The sequence below is a fragment of the Actinacidiphila yanglinensis genome (assembly GCF_900107965.1).
GTDB lineage: Bacteria > Actinomycetota > Actinomycetes > Streptomycetales > Streptomycetaceae > Actinacidiphila > Actinacidiphila yanglinensis.
Map to the genome: position 1 here is coordinate 73,100 of NZ_FNVU01000017.1, position 16,190 is coordinate 89,289.

Annotated in this window: 15 protein-coding genes and 1 pseudogene; 4 read left to right on the top strand and 12 right to left on the bottom strand. The window is 72.3% G+C overall.

All coding sequences use genetic code 11. The features are described from left to right. Position 1 precedes the first annotated feature (1 nt). Both nadD and C4U44_RS42070 read right to left on the bottom strand, forming a co-directional pair. Positions 2–601 (bottom strand): nicotinate-nucleotide adenylyltransferase, encoded by a 600-nt coding sequence (nadD, locus tag C4U44_RS30010; protein ID WP_103889185.1) that lies wholly within the window; start codon positions 599–601, stop codon positions 2–4. Between the two features lie 8 nt (positions 602–609). Continuing rightward, a complete protein-coding gene (locus tag C4U44_RS42070; protein WP_200823453.1) occupies positions 610–753 on the bottom strand; it encodes a hypothetical protein in 144 nt (47 codons plus the stop codon). Between the two features lie 231 nt (positions 754–984). Here C4U44_RS42070 and C4U44_RS30015 point away from each other — a divergent pair, with 231 nt between their 5' ends. Then, positions 985–2,037: a M48 family metallopeptidase gene (locus C4U44_RS30015; RefSeq protein ID WP_103889277.1), complete on the top strand. Its 1,053-nt coding sequence runs from the start codon at positions 985–987 to the stop codon at positions 2,035–2,037. A 197-nt stretch (positions 2,038–2,234) separates the two neighbouring features. Here C4U44_RS30015 and C4U44_RS43790 read toward each other — a convergent pair. From C4U44_RS43790 to galE, 6 genes and pseudogenes are all read right to left on the bottom strand, one after another. Further along, positions 2,235–3,269, bottom strand: a pseudogene (locus tag C4U44_RS43790) (SCO2583 family membrane protein); the annotation flags it as partial. Between the two features lie 64 nt (positions 3,270–3,333). Next, a complete protein-coding gene (locus C4U44_RS30025; protein ID WP_200823454.1) occupies positions 3,334–3,756 on the bottom strand; it encodes an SCO2583/SCO2584 N-terminal domain-containing protein in 423 nt (140 codons plus the stop codon). A gap of 141 nt (positions 3,757–3,897) precedes the next feature. Beyond that, on the bottom strand, positions 3,898–5,184 hold the full coding sequence (locus C4U44_RS30030; RefSeq protein WP_103889186.1) for a glutamate-5-semialdehyde dehydrogenase: 1,287 nt from the start codon (positions 5,182–5,184) through the stop codon (positions 3,898–3,900). A 320-nt stretch (positions 5,185–5,504) separates the two neighbouring features. Further along, the gene (locus C4U44_RS30035) at positions 5,505–5,993 is read right to left on the bottom strand and encodes a hypothetical protein (protein WP_103889187.1); all 489 of its coding nucleotides are present in this window, start codon (positions 5,991–5,993) and stop codon (positions 5,505–5,507) included. A 143-nt stretch (positions 5,994–6,136) separates the two neighbouring features. After that, positions 6,137–7,267: a glutamate 5-kinase gene (gene proB, locus C4U44_RS30040; protein ID WP_407642912.1), complete on the bottom strand. Its 1,131-nt coding sequence runs from the start codon at positions 7,265–7,267 to the stop codon at positions 6,137–6,139. 133 nt (positions 7,268–7,400) lie between these two features. Continuing rightward, positions 7,401–8,369, bottom strand: coding sequence for a UDP-glucose 4-epimerase GalE (gene galE, locus C4U44_RS30045; protein WP_103889189.1), 969 nt, complete (start codon positions 8,367–8,369; stop codon positions 7,401–7,403). 333 nt (positions 8,370–8,702) lie between these two features. Between galE and C4U44_RS30050 the strand changes: the two genes are divergently transcribed. The 3 genes from C4U44_RS30050 (at position 8,703) to C4U44_RS30060 (ending at position 12,526) form a co-directional block, all read left to right on the top strand. Further along, a complete protein-coding gene (locus tag C4U44_RS30050) occupies positions 8,703–10,865 on the top strand; it encodes a glycosyltransferase family 2 protein (protein WP_103889190.1) in 2,163 nt (720 codons plus the stop codon). A gap of 169 nt (positions 10,866–11,034) precedes the next feature. Then, on the top strand, positions 11,035–11,637 hold the full coding sequence (gene rfbC, locus C4U44_RS30055; protein WP_103889191.1) for a dTDP-4-dehydrorhamnose 3,5-epimerase: 603 nt from the start codon (positions 11,035–11,037) through the stop codon (positions 11,635–11,637). 100 nt (positions 11,638–11,737) lie between these two features. Beyond that, on the top strand, positions 11,738–12,526 hold the full coding sequence (locus tag C4U44_RS30060) for a class I SAM-dependent methyltransferase (RefSeq protein WP_103889192.1): 789 nt from the start codon (positions 11,738–11,740) through the stop codon (positions 12,524–12,526). A 2-nt stretch (positions 12,527–12,528) separates the two neighbouring features. Here the strand turns inward: C4U44_RS30060 and C4U44_RS30065 are convergent, their stop codons facing one another. Genes C4U44_RS30065 through C4U44_RS30080 form a run of 4 tightly spaced genes read right to left on the bottom strand, consistent with a single transcriptional unit; the run spans position 12,529 to position 16,186 of the window. After that, positions 12,529–14,154 (bottom strand): DUF6020 family protein, encoded by a 1,626-nt coding sequence (locus C4U44_RS30065; RefSeq protein WP_103889193.1) that lies wholly within the window; start codon positions 14,152–14,154, stop codon positions 12,529–12,531. Further along, a complete protein-coding gene (locus C4U44_RS30070; RefSeq protein WP_235032461.1) occupies positions 14,151–15,083 on the bottom strand; it encodes a glycosyltransferase family 2 protein in 933 nt (310 codons plus the stop codon). Before C4U44_RS30070 ends, C4U44_RS30065 begins: the two co-directional genes overlap by 4 nt. Then, positions 15,080–15,454, bottom strand: a complete 375-nt coding sequence (locus tag C4U44_RS30075; protein ID WP_103889194.1) for a DUF2304 domain-containing protein — start codon at positions 15,452–15,454, stop codon at positions 15,080–15,082. The genes C4U44_RS30070 and C4U44_RS30075 overlap by 4 nt, the downstream gene beginning before the upstream one ends. Positions 15,455–15,457: 3 nt before the next feature. After that, a complete protein-coding gene (locus C4U44_RS30080; RefSeq protein ID WP_103889195.1) occupies positions 15,458–16,186 on the bottom strand; it encodes a glycosyltransferase family 2 protein in 729 nt (242 codons plus the stop codon). Positions 16,187–16,190 lie beyond the last annotated feature (4 nt).

A 16,190-nucleotide genomic window follows, 5' to 3' on the forward strand; every position in this document is an offset into this window, starting at 1 on the left:
GCTACCCGGTCTCGTGCCGGTAGAGCGCGCGCTTGTCGATGTAGCGCACCACACCGTCCGGAACCAAGTACCAGACCGGATCCCCCTTGGCCACCCGCTGGCGGCAGTCGGTGGACGAGATCGCCAGCGCCGGGACCTCCACCAGCGACACACCGCCTTCGGGGAGCCCCGGGTCCGACAGCGTATGCCCTGGACGTGTCACGCCGATGAAGTGCGCGAGCGCGAAGAGTTCCTCGGCGTGCCGCCAGGACAGGATCTGCGAGAGCGCGTCGGCCCCGGTGATGAAGAACAGCTCAGCATCGGGATGCTCGGCCCGCAAGTCCCGCAGGGTGTCGATGGTGTAGGTCAGGCCCCCGCGGTCGATGTCGCTGCGGCTCACCGAGAACTGCGGGTTGGACGCGGTGGCGATCACCGTCATCAGGTAGCGGTCCTCGGCGGCCGAGACCTTGCGGTCTTCCTTCTGCCAGGGCTGACCGGTGGGCACGAAGACGACCTCGTCGAGGTGGAAGAGGCTCACCACCTCGCTCGCGGCCACCAGGTGCCCGTGGTGGATGGGGTCGAAGGTACCGCCCATCACACCGATGCGCTTCTTCTCTGACATACGGACCGTTAGTCCCGGTTGAAGCGGGTGACGACCCACAGCAGGAGCAGCAGGGCACCCAGCGCGCCGAAACCGGTCAGGTACGGGCTCAGGCTGGGGTGGTTGCCGCCCTCGGCGAGAGTGGTCAGGGTGGTGACTGCGGGGCTCGACATTCGGCTGACCCTTTGCGTTCTCGGGGACGGACGGGAAGACTCACGCCACATGGTACGGGCGGCGCCCGGGGAACTTCGCGCAGGCTCCGCGCGTCCAGCACTGTGTAACGGTTGGCGAGCAGGGGGTTGGCCCACGTGTCCGAATCGTCCCAGTCGAAGAAACCGAAGAAGGACGGGCCCGGCGGAAAGGGCTCGGCAGGGAAGGGTTCGGGCGGTGGTTCGGGCGAGAAACTGCCCAGCCGCACCCGTCGCCGCTTCCCCGACATCTCGTCGCGGGCGTACGAACACCCGGCCGACAAGTCGGCGCTGGTGGCGCTGCGGAAGCTGACCGGATTCGACACCGTCTTCAAGGCGTTGAGCGGCCTGGTGCCGGAGCGCAGCCTGCGGCTGCTGTTCCTGTCCGACTCGGTGCGGGTCAGCGACGAGCAGTTCCCCCACCTCAACGCGATGCTGCGGGACGCCTGTTACATCCTGGACCTGGAGAAGATCCCGGCGTTCTACGTCTCCCAGGACCCGCAGCCGAACGCGATGTGCATCGGCATGGACGAGCCGATCATCGTGGTCACCACCGGTCTGGTGGAGCTGCTGGACGAGGAGGAGATGCGCGCGGTCGTCGGCCACGAGGTGGGCCACGCGCTGTCCGGCCACTCCGTCTACCGGACGATACTGCTGTTCCTGACCAACCTGGCGCTGCGGGTGGCCTGGATCCCGCTGGGGAACCTCGCGGTGCTGGCCATCGTCACCGCGCTGCGCGAGTGGTTCCGCAAGTCCGAACTCTCCGCGGACCGGGCCGGCCTGCTGGTCGGCCAGGACCTCCAGGCGTCGATGCGCGGCCTGATGAAGCTGGCCGGCGGCAACCACCTGCACGAGATGAACGTCGACGCATTCCTCAAGCAGGCCGACGAGTACGAAGCCGCCGGCGACCTGCGCGACTCCGTCCTGAAGATCCTCAACGTGCTGCCGCGCAGCCACCCCTTCGCCGCCGTGCGCGCGGGCGAGCTGCGCAAGTGGGCGGCCAGCCGCGACTACCAGCGGCTGATGGACGGCCACTACCCGCGGCGCACCGAGGACAAGGACGCGTCCGTCTACGACTCCTTCAAGGAGTCGGCCAACCACTACGCCGATCGGGCCAAGCAGAGCAAGGACCCGCTGGTCGGTCTGATCCGCGACTTCGGCAACGGCGCAGGGGACATCGGCGGCAAGTTGCGCGACAAGTTCACCGGTTCAGGAGCGAAGGGCGACCCGGGTCCGGACACGTCGGGCGCCACGCCCGAGGGCGCGTAGCGGACGTCGACCGCGGTCCGCGCGAGCGGGATCGCGGCCGGCGCACTGGACGCTGCGGACGCAGAAGAGGCGATGGACGCGGTGGTCGTCGCAGCCGTGGTCCCGGGCGCGGCTGCGGTCGGGCCGGTGACGGTGGCGGCGGGCGCCGTGGCGCCGGCCGTCGCGCTGCCGGTCGGGCCGGCGCCGGCGGTGTCCAGGGTGGTGCAGACCGAGCCGGCCGTGCCGTCGGGGTGGTACGGGTCGGTGCCGTTGACGGCGCCGCCGCTGCCGCCGGCCAGTATCGGCCGGAAATAGCTGCCCACGCTGTCGGTGCAGCCCAGCGGTCCGGCCTGGACATCGGCGTCGACCAGCTCGATGTGGTGCTGCCGCAGGTCGGAGTGGTCGAAGTGGAAGGTCAGCTGGCGCCGCACCGTGAACAGCGACACCCCGGTGTTCGGAGTGCCGTGCAGGGCGTAGACGAAGGTGTAGTCGGAGACGATCTCCAGCGCGTTCCCGGCCGCGGCGGTCCGCACCTTCCCTTCGTTCACCCGGACCCCCTTGCCCGCGCCGACCAGGGCGATCCCCGCGGTCGGGTCGAAGCGCACCAGCCAGCCGGTGGCCGCGTGCCGGCCGTCGTCGCTGGGCTGCGAGAGGGTGTCGTCGAACTGGTCGAGCTGGCTCGGGCTCAGCAGGTCGCGTACCGGCTCCAGGTCGCCGTCGATCACCGTGCCGGGGTCGAGGGAGGTGTCAGTGAGGTACTCCTTGGCGGTGTCCAGCGCCTCCTGGACCTCGCTCTGCGCGTAGCCGCCGATCCGCCGGGCCGCGTCGCTCGGCAGGATGACGGTGCGCTGGTAGCCCTCCGCGCCGGTGCCGGCGAACGGCGTGCTCGCGGACACCTCGGGCACCGTGCCCTTCGGTACCAGCGGTATCAGGTTCACCCGGATCTGCTCGCTGACCGCGGGGGCGTGGGTGCGGTACGGGTGCCGCACCCCCATGTAGACCGCGAAGCCGAACGCGACCATGATCAGCAGGAACATCGCCAGTGCCTGGCGGGCGATGCCGCGCGGCATCGCGTGCCGGATGTGCACCGCGTGCGTCGCGTCGTCGAGCCGCTCCCGCGCGGAGTACTCCTGGATGCGGGCAGCCTTGACGAACGACTCGTCGAACACGACGGATCGGTACTCGTACTCGTCGTCTCCCCCGGCCGGTACGCCGTCGGGCGTGCCCTCGGGAGGGTCCTCGTGCCCGCTCATATCACAAGGTTAAGTCCGCGGGGACATGAGTAAACGCTCCGGTGACGGTCACGTTGACGGAGAATCAGGGCCGGGCCGAGAAGACCGGCGGCGAGACGGCCTGCGAGCCGATCGGCGGGTGGGTCGGCGGCGGGGTGGACGAGCGCCCGCTGCCGGCACCGCGATAGACCGCGGCGAAGGTCAGGGCGACCACGCCGATGCCCATCACCACCGCGAGCGCCCAGGCGACCGGCCGGTGCCAGCGGGTGCTGCTGCCGCGGTACGGGTGGCCGGCCGAGTACAGGTCGTCGGGTTCCAGGACGGACTCGGCGTCCGCCTCGGGTATGGCCGCGGCCCGGCTCGCGTGCCGTCCGGGGCGTCCGGGCGGCAGCGCAGGGCCCTCGGCGACGGCGAGCATCCGTTCCGTGGCCGTGGGCTCATGGAACAGGGCGGACCGTACGAAATCTTCGTCGAGGACTACGGAGGCGAACTCGTCATCGTCCGGCATCTGTTCAGGGTAATCCGGATGGGGCCCTTTTGGGCAGGGGATTCCTGGCCCACTGTGCGGAGACCGTGCGGCGGCCATCCGGCTGTGATAAGGCTGCCGTCCCGGGGCGGCTGGGACGGCGGTGCAGCCGTGGGGCCCGGGTCAGCGGATGTGGCCGTCGCCGGTGACGACGTACTTGGTGGAGGTCAGCTCCGGCAGGCCCATCGGCCCGCGCGCGTGCAGTTTCTGGGTCGAGATGCCGATCTCGGCGCCGAAGCCGAACTGGCCGCCGTCGGTGAACCGGGTGGAGGCGTTCACCATCACCGCCGCGGCGTCGACCAGCCGGGTGAAGCGGCGGGCGGCGGCCTGCGAGGAGGTGACGATGGCCTCGGTGTGCCCGGAGGACCACAGCCGGATGTGGGCGACGGCCGCGTCCAGCGAGTCCACCACGCTGGCCGCGATGTCGTACGACAGGTACTCCGTCTCCCAGTCCTCGGCGGTGGCCGCGACCACGGTGGCCTTGCTGTCGTACGCCCGCGCCGCGGCCTGCACGTGCTGGTCGCCGTGCACGGTGACACCGGCCTCCGCGAGCGCGTCCAGCGCGCGCGGCAGGAAGCGGTCGGCGATGGCGCGGTGCACGAGGAGGGTCTCGGCGGAGTTGCAGACGCTGGGCCGCTGGGCCTTGGAGTTCACCAGGATGCGGACGGCGGTGTCCAGGTCGGCGTCGGCGTCGACGTACACGTGGCAGTTGCCGGTGCCGGTCTCGATCACCGGCACGGTGGAGCCCTCGACGACGGCCCGGATCAGTGCGGCGCCGCCGCGCGGGATCAGCACGTCGACCTGGCCGCGGGCGCGCATCAGCTCCTGGACGGAGTCGCGGCTCTCGCCGGGGACGAGCTGGACCGCGTCGGCGGGCAGCCCGGCCCCGCCGATCGCGTCGCGCACCACGGTGACCAGGGCGGTGTTCGAGGCGTACGCCGAGGAGGAGCCGCGCAGCAGGACCGCGTTGCCGGACTTCAGGCACAGCGCGGCGGCGTCCACCGTGACGTTCGGCCGGGCCTCGTAGATGATGCCGACGACGCCGAGCGGGACCCGGACCTGCCGCAGGTCGAGGCCGTTGGGGAGGGTGGAGCCGCGCAGCACCTCGCCGACGGGGTCGGGCAGCGAGGCGACGTGCCGCACGTCGGCGGCGATCGCGGCGACCCGCTCCCGGGTCAGGGTGAGCCGGTCGATGATGGACTCGCTGGTGCCGGCGGCCTTGGCCCGCGCCACGTCCTCGGCGTTGGCCGCGACGATCTCCTGGGTGCGGACGATCAGCGCGTCCGCGATGGCGAGCAGCGCGTCGTCCTTCGCCGCGCGGGCCAGCGGCGCGAGGTCCGCAGCGGCCGCACGGGCGCGGTAGGCCGCGAGGAGTACGGGGCTTTTGGGGAGCGGCGAGGACAGGTCCATGCGGTGCAGGGTACCCCTGACCCCCGGGGCTGCCCGCGTCTGTTTGTCGAGGGACCACCTGCCGGTGGCCGGTTGCTCGCGCCGTTCCCCGCGCCCCTCGGGGATACGCCGTTGCCCGCGCCGATGCGTGCCGACCTCGCCACGGTGACCGGTTGCCCGCGCCGTTCCCCGCGCCCCTTCGGGGCGCGTCACGGTGGGGCGAGCTTCTATTCGCGGAGGGAGCCGCGCATAGCCAGGGGCGCGGGGAACTGCGCGACAAGCCACCGCGGACCGCGAGGTCCCGCAACTCGCAGCGCGGGGCAGCCGGGCGGGTCAGGGAGCTAGTAGGGGTGGACGCCGAGGGGGATCGCGGGGGGTGGGCCGTAGCCCTCGGCCAGGCGCTGGTGGTAGGTGGTGCGGTCGATGACTTCGAGCCCGACCGTCTCCCAGGGGGGCAACCCCGCGGTGGAGCGGTGCTCCCCCCACAGGCGCAGCGCGAGCGCCGCCGCGTCGTGGAGGTCCCGCGCCTCCTCCCAGTAGCGGATCTCCGCGTGGTCCGTGGCGTAGCGGCTGGTGAGGAGGAAGGGATGGTCGTGGGCGAGCTGTTCGAGCCCGCGTCTGACCTCGGCGAGGGGCGCCCGCGGCCCGGAGACGCTGAGGGTGACATGCCACAACCGGGAGAGCGGCCGTTCCTCGTGACGGGTGGCCGCGTCGTCAGCGCTGCTGCCGGTGCCGCCGACGGCCGTTCCGGCGTCGTGCCCGCTGTTCACGCTGACCAGCGCACGTCCCGACGCCCCCTTGGACGACTGCCCTGGGCGCCCTCGTTTCACCGGTGGCCTCCCTGTGGGTGACGTGACCGAGTGCCGCCCGCACACTGCCCGCAGACGACTCCTCCGCATCACAGTTGACCAGGCTCCGCGGCCGGGCGGGGCGTTTTCCCGGAGATTGGCCGAGGAGCGGAGGGTGCCTTCGGTCACTGATTGCGACGGAGCAGGACGAGGTCGTCGCGGTGGACCACCTCGCGTTCGTACGCCGGGCCGAGTTCCCTGGCCAGGTCGTGGGTGGAGCGGCCGAGCAGCCGGGGGAGCTCGCGGGCGTCGAAGTTGACCAGGCCCCGGGCGACCGCGCGGCCGGACTCGTCGAGCAGGTCGACCGGGTCGCCGGCGGTGAAGTCGCCCTCGACCGCGGTGAGTCCGGCCGGCAGCAGCGAGCTGTGCCGCTCGGTGACGGCCCGGACCGCGCCCGCGTCCAGGCGCAGCGAGCCGCGCGGCGCGGAGGCGTGCGCGAGCCACAGCAGCCGGTCGGCGGAGCGTTTCCCGGTGCGGTGGAAGTACGTGCCGGTGGCGCGGCCGGCCAGCGCGTCGGCGGCGTGCGCGGCGGAGGTGAGGACGACCGGCACCCCCGCGCCGGTGGCGATCGCGGCGGCCTCGACCTTGGTGACCATGCCGCCGGTGCCGACACCGGCGCGGCCCGCGCTGCCGATGGTGATGCCGGCCAGGTCGCCGGGGCCCGTGACCTCGCCGACCAGCCTGGTGCCAGGGGTGCGCGGGTCGCCGTCGTACAGGCCGTCGACGTCGGAGAGCAGCACGAGCAGGTCGGCCCGGACCAGGTGGGCGACGAGGGCGGCGAGCCGGTCGTTGTCGCCGAAGCGGATCTCGTCGGTGGCGACGGTGTCGTTCTCGTTGACGATCGGCAGCGCGCCCATGGCGAGCAACTGGTCCAGCGTGCGGTAGGCGTTGCGGTAGTGGCTGCGGCGGCTGACGTCGTCGGAGGTGAGCAGCACCTGGCCGACGCGGATGCCGTGCCGGGCGAAGGAGGCGGTGTAGCGGGCGACGAGCAGTCCCTGGCCGACGCTCGCGGCCGCCTGCTGCCGGGCCAGGTCGCGGGGGCGGCGCGGCAGGCCCAGCGGGGCGAGCCCGGCGGCGATGGCGCCGGAGGAGACGAGGACCACCTCGCGGTCCTCGCGGGTCTTGGCGAGGACGTCGACGAGGGCGTCCACCCGGTCCGCGTCCAGCCCGCCGGCGGCCGTGGTCAGCGACGAGGAGCCGACCTTGACCACGACCCTGCGGGCCTGGACCACTTCCTGCCGTGCCGCCGCTGTCACGTGCCCCGTCCCTCTGTCCGCTGTTCCTCCCCAGCCTGGCGGCTGGGAGGTGCCCCCAGCGCCCCCGCCGCCCGGCACGGGCCTGCCGCCCGGCGCGAGCCTGCCGCACCGGCCGCCGCGCCGTGCGCCGCCGTCATGCCGGGTGGTGCAGCCGCCAGCCCGCCCATGCCGAACCCACCATCTGCCGGACGTCGTACCGTGCCCGCCAGTCCAGCTCGCGGGTGATCGCCTCGGCCGAGGCGATGACGCGGGCCGGGTCGCCCGGGCGGCGCGGGCCGATCTCGGGCGTGAGGCCAGTGTGGCCGGTTTCCTCGGCGATCACCGCAACCATCTCGGCCACCGAGACGCCGCGGCCGGTGCCGATGTTCAGCACCAGGGACGCCTCCGGGTCGCGGGCCAGCCGGCGGGCGGCGGCGACGTGCGCGGACGCGATGTCCTCGACGTGGACGTAGTCCCGCACGCAGGTGCCGTCGGGGGTCGGGTAGTCGTCACCGAAGATCCGCGGCGGCAGGCCCTCGCCGAGCCGGCGGAAGACCATGGGGACGATGTTCGAGACACCGGTGTCGGCGAGCTCGGGGGTGGCGGCGCCGGCCACGTTGAAGTAGCGCAGCGAGGCGGTGGCGAGGCCGTGCGCCCGGCCGGCCGCCGCGAGCAGCCACTCGCCGGCGAGCTTGGTCTCGCCGTAGGGGCTCATCGGGGCGCAGGGCAGGTCCTCCGTGACCAGGTCGGCGTCGGTGGGTCCGTAGACGGCCGCGGAGGAGGAGAAGACGATGCGGCGCACCCCGGCGCCGACGGCCGCGTCCAGGACGGTGCGCAGACCCTCGACGTTCTCCTGGTAGTAGTACAGCGGGCGTTCGACGGACTCGGCGACCTGCTTGCGGCCCGCGACGTGCACGATGCCGTCGACCGCGTACCGGCCCAGCACCCGGTCGAGCAGCGGGCGGTCGAGCACCGAGCCGCGCTCCAGCGGCACTCCGGCGGGCAGCCGGGCCGGATCGCCGGTGCTCAGGTCGTCCAGTACCACGGTGTCCTCACCGGCGGCGGCCAGTGCCCGCACCACATGTGAGCCGATGTACCCCGCACCGCCAGTGATCAGCAACATCGGCCCACCCTAACAAGCGCCGGTCCGGTGCCGGACCGGCACTTGCGGGGTCCCTCGTCCGGGTGATTCGACTCAGGGCCGCCCGCCACGGCCGGCCGCGCCACCAGCGCCGTCGCCCGCCTGCCGGAGTCGCCACGCGGGACCCGCTCGCGACCCACACAACGGGCACAGGTCACCGTCCTAGACTCCGGGACCGTAGCCCCTCGATCCATTTTGCGGCGCTTGGGTGCTGTTTGGCCTGCCCTTGTGCCTGCGTGATGCGGCGGTCACCCCGGCGCCGCCGTGACGACAGCACGAAGAACCCGGACAGAACAGAAAGAGGCGTACTCCCGCATGGCGGTCAAGGTCAGCGTCATCGTCCCGGTCTACAACCCGGGCAAGTACATCGAGCCGTGCCTGGCCTCGCTGCTGGGCCAGACGCTGCCCGCCGAGGAGTGGGAGCTGCTCCTCGTCGACGACGGCTCGACCGACGACACCCCCGCGATGCTCGACGCGCTGGCCGCCGAGCACTCCCACGTACGGGTGATTCACATCCCCAACTCCGGCTGGCCGGGCAAGCCCCGCAACATCGGCGTCACCGAGGCCCGCGGGGAGTACGTGCAGTTCGTCGACCAGGACGACCACATGGGCGAGGACGCGCTGCGCCGGCTGTACGAACTCGGCCACCGCAACGGCTCGGACGTGGTGATCGGCAAGGTCGCCAGCAACTTCCGCGGGGTCCCGCACGGCGTCTTCCGGCTCAACCGGGACACGTGCACGATCCACGACGCCCCGCTGTACGACAGCCTCACCCCGCACAAGATGTTCCGCACCGCCTTCCTGCGCGACAACGGGATCAAGTACCCCGAGGGCAAGCGGCGGTTGGAGGACCAGCTCTACATGATGCAGGCGTACTTCGCCGCGCGGGCGGTCTCCATCCTCGGCGACTACACCTGCTACCACTACAGCAAGCGCGACGACGGCAAGAACGCCGGCTCGGCGCGGATCGTGCCCGCGCAGTACTACGACAACCTTCGCGAGGTCCTCGACGTGGTGATGGCCAACACCGAGCCCGGCGAGTTCCGGGACCGGGTGCTGCGCCGCTTCTACCGGGTGGAGATGCTCGGCCGGCTCAGCGAGCCGTCGGTGCTGACGTACGAGCCCGACTACCTGGACCAGATGGTGGTGGCCGTGCACGGCCTGGCCAAGGGCTACATGGGCGACGGCGTGCACGACGGGCTCGGCGCGCTGCCGCGGATCCGCTCCACGATGCTGCGCCGCGAGGACACCGCCGCGCTGCTGGAGACCGCCCGCCGCGCCTCGGCGGTCAAGGGCCACGCCCGGCTGGAGGACTTCCGCTGGGTGAACGGCCGCGCCGCGATCACCGTCACCGCCCGGCTGCGCCACGAGGACGGGCGGCCGGTCACCCTGCTGCGCCGGGACGGCCGCTACTTCCTGCACCCCGATTTCCACCAGGGCCTCCTGGACGACGGGGAGGAGGCGGACGTCACCGGCGAGATGGACGCCTTCCGCGCGGAGGTGCAACTGCGCAACCGGGAGACCGCGGTGGAGTGGTCCTGCCCGGCGGAGTTCGAGATGCACGTCGAGGACGTCAGCGACACCGAGGACAACGACGACAACGACGACGTCGCGGCCGCCGCGGACACCCCGGACACCCCGGACACCCCGGGCGCCTCGGACGGCCAGGACGACAGGACCGCCCGCCCCGCCGGAACCCGTTGCCACGTGGTGATAAAGGGTGTCGCCTACCTCGACCCGAAGAAGGTCAGGACGCGTCCGGCGCTGACCCGCGGGATGTGGGACGTGTGGGTGCCGGTACGCGGTCTCGGCCTGGTCCGCAAGGCCCGGCTCGGCGCCGACCGCTCCCCCTCGGTCGACGGCCACTGCCTGCCGGCGCTGCTGGGCACACCCGCCCGGATCGCCGTGCCGTACTTCACCAACCCGCACGGCAACCTCACCCTCGACGTCGACCGGCGCGGCAAGAAGCTCGGTGTCGCCCTGGCCGGCCGCCAGGTGCTGCGGATGCCGGGCACGCACCGTCTGGAGGTCGAGCTGAGCGCGATCACCCACCCGGGCACCGCGCCGGCCGACGCGACGCTCCGGCTGCGGGCGGAGAGCGGCGGTGACGTCGCCGCCGAGCTGCCCGCCACGCTGCTGCCGGTGGGCGGCCGGGTGCACCTGCGGGCCGACGGACGGCTGGACGCCGCGGCGCAGGCCACGGTGGGTGCGGGCACCTGGACGCTGTCGGCCTGCCTGGACGGCGCCAAGGCCCCCGAGCTGGAGATCGGGCCGGTGCAGGTGGACCGGCACGGGCGGATCCGGCTGTCGGACGGCCTCGCCGTGGTGGCACCGTCAACCGCGCGTGACGCGCGCCGGCAGCGCCGCAGGGCCGCCTTGCGGGCGGTGCTGCGGCAGGTCGGTGGGCCGCTGGTACGGCGGATGGGACCGGCCGGACGCAAGCGGGCCCGGCGGTGGGCGGGGAAGCTGGGGGCGTAGCACCGGCCGGACGCGCGGTAGCCTCTCGAAGAGTGGCATCCAGGAGAATTCCCGCTGTCACGGCGGAGTCGAACGGATGACACCCGATCGGGTCCGACCGGGGCCGCACGTCCGCCCCCCGGCTCGGCCCGGCCCGTCAGCGGCAGAGCGAGCGAAGGAAACGACACCCATGCGGCCACTGGACATCGAAGGCGCCTTCGTGCACGAACCGAAGGTCTTCCCCGACGACCGGGGCAGCTTCCACGAGTGGTTCAAGGCCGGGGACTTCCAGGAGTCCCTCGGCCACCGGCTCGACCTGGCGCAGGCGAACTGCTCGGTCTCCCGTCGCGGCACCCTGCGCGGCGTGCACTTCGCGGACGTGCCGCCCAGCCAGGCGAAATACGTCAAGTGCGTGCGCGGCGCGGTCCTCGACGTGATCGTCGACATCCGGGTCGGCTCGCCGACGTTCGGCCGCTGGGAGGCGGTCCGGCTCGACGACGAGCAGCACCACGCGGTGTACCTGTCGGAGGGCCTGGGCCACGCCTTCATGGCGCTCACCGACGACGCGACCGTCGTCTACCTCTGCTCGACCGGGTACGCGCCCGGCCGCGAGCACGGCATCAACCCGCTCGACCCGGAGCTGGGCATCGCCTGGCCCGAGGACGTCGAGCCGCTGCTGTCGGAGAAGGACGCCCAGGCGCCCGGCCTCGCCGAGGCACGCGCGCAGGGTCTGCTGCCCGCCTACGAGGACTGCAGGCGCTTCGCGGCGGAACTTCGTGCCCGAAGCGTGTGAGGTTCAGACAAACTTCCGCTGAACGATGTCCGTACGGCCATGCAAGCGCTAGCGTCGCTCCATCACTTTCCCGCCATCTTTCACAGCGAAGGGTTATTCAGTGCACCGTCACGAGTTCCTGCGCAGGCTGCACAAGGTCTACAAGCCGCGCAACTACCTGGAGATCGGCGTCAACGACGGAAAGAGCCTGGCACTGTCCCGGGTGCCGTCCGTCGCCATCGACCCGGCCTTCAAGGTCACCCAGTCGATCAGCTGCGACGTGCACCTCGTGCGGGACACCAGCGACGCGTTCTTCGGCCGCAAGGACCCGCTGCTGCACCTGCGCCCGGGCCGCAACCCGTTCCGTGCGCTGGGCCGCCGGGACCCGCTCGCCCTGGTCGGCGACCCGAGCCTCGAGCTCGCCTTCATCGACGGCATGCACCTCTTCGAGTTCGCGCTGCGTGACTTCATGAACGTGGAGAAGCACTCCCGCTGGTCCAGCGTGATCGTCTTCGACGACATGCTGCCGCGGAACGTCGACGAGGCCGCCCGCAACCGCCACACCGGCGACTGGGCCGGCGACGTCTACAAGGTCGCCCAGGTGCTGCGCCGCTACCGCCCCGACCTGACGGTCGTCGACGTGGACACCGTGAAGACCGGTGTCACCGCGATCTTCGGCGCCGACCCGACCAACACGGTGCTGCAGGACAACTACGACAAGATCCTCGAGGAGTTCGTCACCGAGGACCCGCAGGACATCCCGCAGGAGATCCTGGTCCGCAAGAACGCGGTCAACGCCGAGACCCTGCTGCGCGCCCCTTTCTGGCCGTCGCTGGTCCGCGCCCGCAACCTGCACCGCGGCCGCTCCTCGTTCGGCTCGATCCGCCGGCAGATCGAGGCCGTGAGCTGAGCTCACGCCCCACGTCCCGTCACCGGCGCCGCGTCCTGGTCGCCCTCAGCGGGCGGCCGGGCCGCGGCCCCAGGGGTGTGCGACGCGCGCCACGGGCGCCGGGGCGGCCCGCCGCGACCACCGAGCAGCGCCAGTACGGGCACGGTGAGCATCCCCAGGAAGAGCGAGGCGCACATGTAGCGCCACAGCGGTGAGGGGTTGGCCGCCAGGACCGTGAGCTGGAGCGCGAGCGGCAGCACCGCGAGGGCGAGCAGCTCGTACCGGCGGCGGCGCAACGCGACCAGTGCCACCACCAGGTAGCCGAGGTAGGTCCAGTTCACCCCGCGCCACAGGAAGGGCGCGCGGTGCGGGGTCTGCGTCCAGTTGAAGGCCCTGGCCGCGGCGTGGTGGAGCTTGTACGACAGCGGGTTGTCGGGCAGCGAGGAGTGGTACGGCAGCTCCTTGACCGAGGACAGGCCGAACCCGCTCCAGCGGGTCACCACCGACGTGTTGGACGGTGCGTACTTGCCGGTGTGGCCGGTGAAGGCCCAGGCGATGTCGGCGCGGCACAGCCTCGCGCCGATGATGAGCCCCGGATGGTGCTCCAGGATGCGCGCCCACAGCGCGAGCAGCTTCCCGTTCTCCTGGCCGGCCTTGATCCGGTTCATCGGCTTGCGCATGATCGGGTCCGCGACGTGGCAGTTGCCGCCCGGGCCGCGCCAGTGCGACAGCGGCGCGATGCCTTCGAGCAGCTTCAGGTCGGAGGCGGTGAAGATGCCTGGCTGCTTGGAGTAGGCCACCCCGATGTCGGCGTAGTTGAAGGCGTAGACCTCGTCGGGGCGGGGCTTCTGGACGCCGAGCGCCGGGTAGAGCACGTTGTTCATCAGCAGGGTCACCACCAGCGGCACCGCGACCGCGGCGGCCATCCAGCGGCGCATGCCCGGCAGCAGCGCCACCAGCAGCACTCCGGCGGCGATGAGGACCGGGAAGCCGTTGTTGCGGAACAGCCCGATGCCCAGGCAGCCCGCGGCCAGCACCAGCATCTCGCGCCGGAACGCCCGGCCGTGGTCGCCCTGGTCGCCGCGCAGCCGGCGCGCGGTGAGCTGCATGACCGCGCCGAACGCGACGATCGCGGAGATGGTGAAGGCGACGTCCTTCCAGACGTACACCGTGAACGAGCCGGTCATCGACGCCGCGGCCACCACCACGACCGCGAGCAGGCCCCAGCGCCCGCGCACGCCCAGGTCCCGCAGCGCCACGCTCACGTACGCCAGCGCAGCGGCCATCGCGATGGTCTGCGCGAACGTCAGGGCCGCGATGCCGCCGGTGAGTTGGAGCGAGATCCACAGCAGCGCGTCGTAGGCCACGGAGTGGTCCGAGCGCCAGTGGGAGGTGCTGACCTCGTAGAGGTAGGTGAGGCTGTCGCCCGAGATCAGGCCGGGGCGGAAGGCGGCCCACCAGCCGAACAGCAGCACCTGGCAGGCCGCGTACGCCGCGAGCGGCAGCCGCCAGTGGACGGGCAGCCGGGACGGCGACCAGCGGCGCGCCGCGGGCGGGGCGCCGCCGGCGCCGGCCGGCTGGGGTGCGGGCGGGCCGGACGGCAGCCCTTCGAAGGGGTGCGGCTCGGGTGGCTGCGACGCCTCGCTCACCGGCCCACCACCGGGTCGGCCGGCCGGGCCGGGCGTGGCACCCGGGCGAAGGCGTGCCCGGCCAGCTCGCGGGCGGTGCCGAGCCGGCGGTGGCGCAGCGCGCCCGGCACCATCAGCAGCGCGTGCAGCCGGGTGGACAGGTGGCGGCGGGCCGTCCGGGCGGCACGGTGCCACCCGAGCGCGTCGAAGTCGGCGGCGAGCTCGATCAGCAGCCGGCGGGTCTCCTCGAACCGGGAGCCGCTGACGGCCTGCGCCGAGGACTCGCTGGCCCGGTGCCGCCGGTAGTCGAAGCAGACGGCCGGGTCGGTGACCAGTTCCTCGCCCCGCAGCAGGAGTTCCACGGTCATCGCGAGGTCCTGCACGACCGTGAGGTCGGTGCGGAAGCCGACCTCCTTGAGCACGTCGGAGCGCCAGCACATGGCCGGGAAGTAGAGCCAGTTGCCGCGCAGCAGGCTGACCGCGAGCGCTTCGCCGCGCATCCGGGCGCGCCGGTCGGGAGCCGCCGAGTACAGCCGTCGCTTGGCGGTGTCGACCAGGGTCCGCACCGGGCGGCCCTCGCCGTCGATGACCCGGACACCCGGCTGGTACATCGCGGCGCCCGGCATCTCGGCGCGGGCCGCGCGGACCGTGGCGACGTAGCCGGGGCGCATCAGGTCGTCGCAGCCCATCATCACCGTGTAGGGGAAGTCCACGAGTTCGGTGCAGCGGCGGAAGTTGCCGGTGACGCCGAGGTTGCGCGGGTTGCGGAAGTAGCGCACCCGGGGGTCGCCGAGGCCGGCGAACCACTCGGGCACGCCGGGTCTGGTGTCGTCGTCCACGACGGTGAGCCGCCAGTCGGGGTCGGTCTGCGCGAGGACGCTGCGCACCGCGTCGCGCATCAGCGCGGGGTCTCCGTAGTAGGGAAGCATGATGTCGAGCGTGTCGGTCACTGGGAGCGTTCGCCTTCCACGGCGGCCAGCGGCCGCTCGGGCTCGGGGCGGTGGGCCGTGCGCAGGGCGGCGTCGCGGGCCAGTTCGGTCAGCCGGCGCTCCATGGCACGGAAGCGCAGGTAGGTGTTGAGCGCGAGAGCGGTCACGCCGACCACCAGGAGGTAGAGCACCAGGTCGGTGCCGCGCCCCACGCCGAGGAGGTGGGCGGCCCTGGTGGTGTCGCCGGGCCGCAGGACGGCATAGGCGTTGACGAAGCAGAAGCCGAGGAAGGCGATCCGCTTCCACGCCCGGGTCCTGGTGGTGTTCCAACTCCGCATGAACACGGCGAGCAGCACCACGACGGCGGAGATCAGGATGAACTGGATGAGCACCGGTCAGCCCTTCTCGCGGTTCATGGACAGGTCGAAGAGGATGTTCACGCCGTTCATCAACGACTGACCCTTGGCCCGCGAGTAGTCGGTGTAGCGGATCGACACCGGGGACTCGATGACCCTCAGGTCGGAGCGCGCCAGGAAACCGGTGATCTCCGAGGCGTGCGCCATGCCGTTCATGGTGATGTTCACCCGCGCGGCGGCTGCCCGGTTGAACAGCCGCAGCCCGTTGTGCGCGTCGGACAGTCTGAGCCGGCGTGCGGTGGGGCTCAGCGCGGCCGCGGTGCGCAGCACCAGGCGCTTGGTCCAGGGCACGTCGAGGCGTTCGCCGCCCGGACGCAGGAAGCGGGAGCCGAGCACCACGTCGGCGTTGCGGGCCCGGGCGACCGCCAGCATGGTGACGACGTCCTCCACCCGGTGCTGGCCGTCGGCGTCGAAGGTGACGAACCGTTCGGCGCCGGGCTGGCTCAGCGCGTAGCGCAGCCCGGTCTGGATCGCCGCGCCCTGGCCGAGGTTGACGGGGTGCCGGACCAGGTGGGCGCGGGTGCTCGCGACCGACTCGGCGGAGCCGTCCCGGCTGCCGTCGTCGACGCACACCACGTTGGGAAAGGTGCGCAGTGCCTCGGTCACCACACCGGCGACCACGGGTGCTTCGTTGTAGACCGGGATGATCAGCCAGACGTCGCTGAAGCTGCGGTTCCTGGCCAGGTACGGCGCGCCCGAGTTCACCATGGGG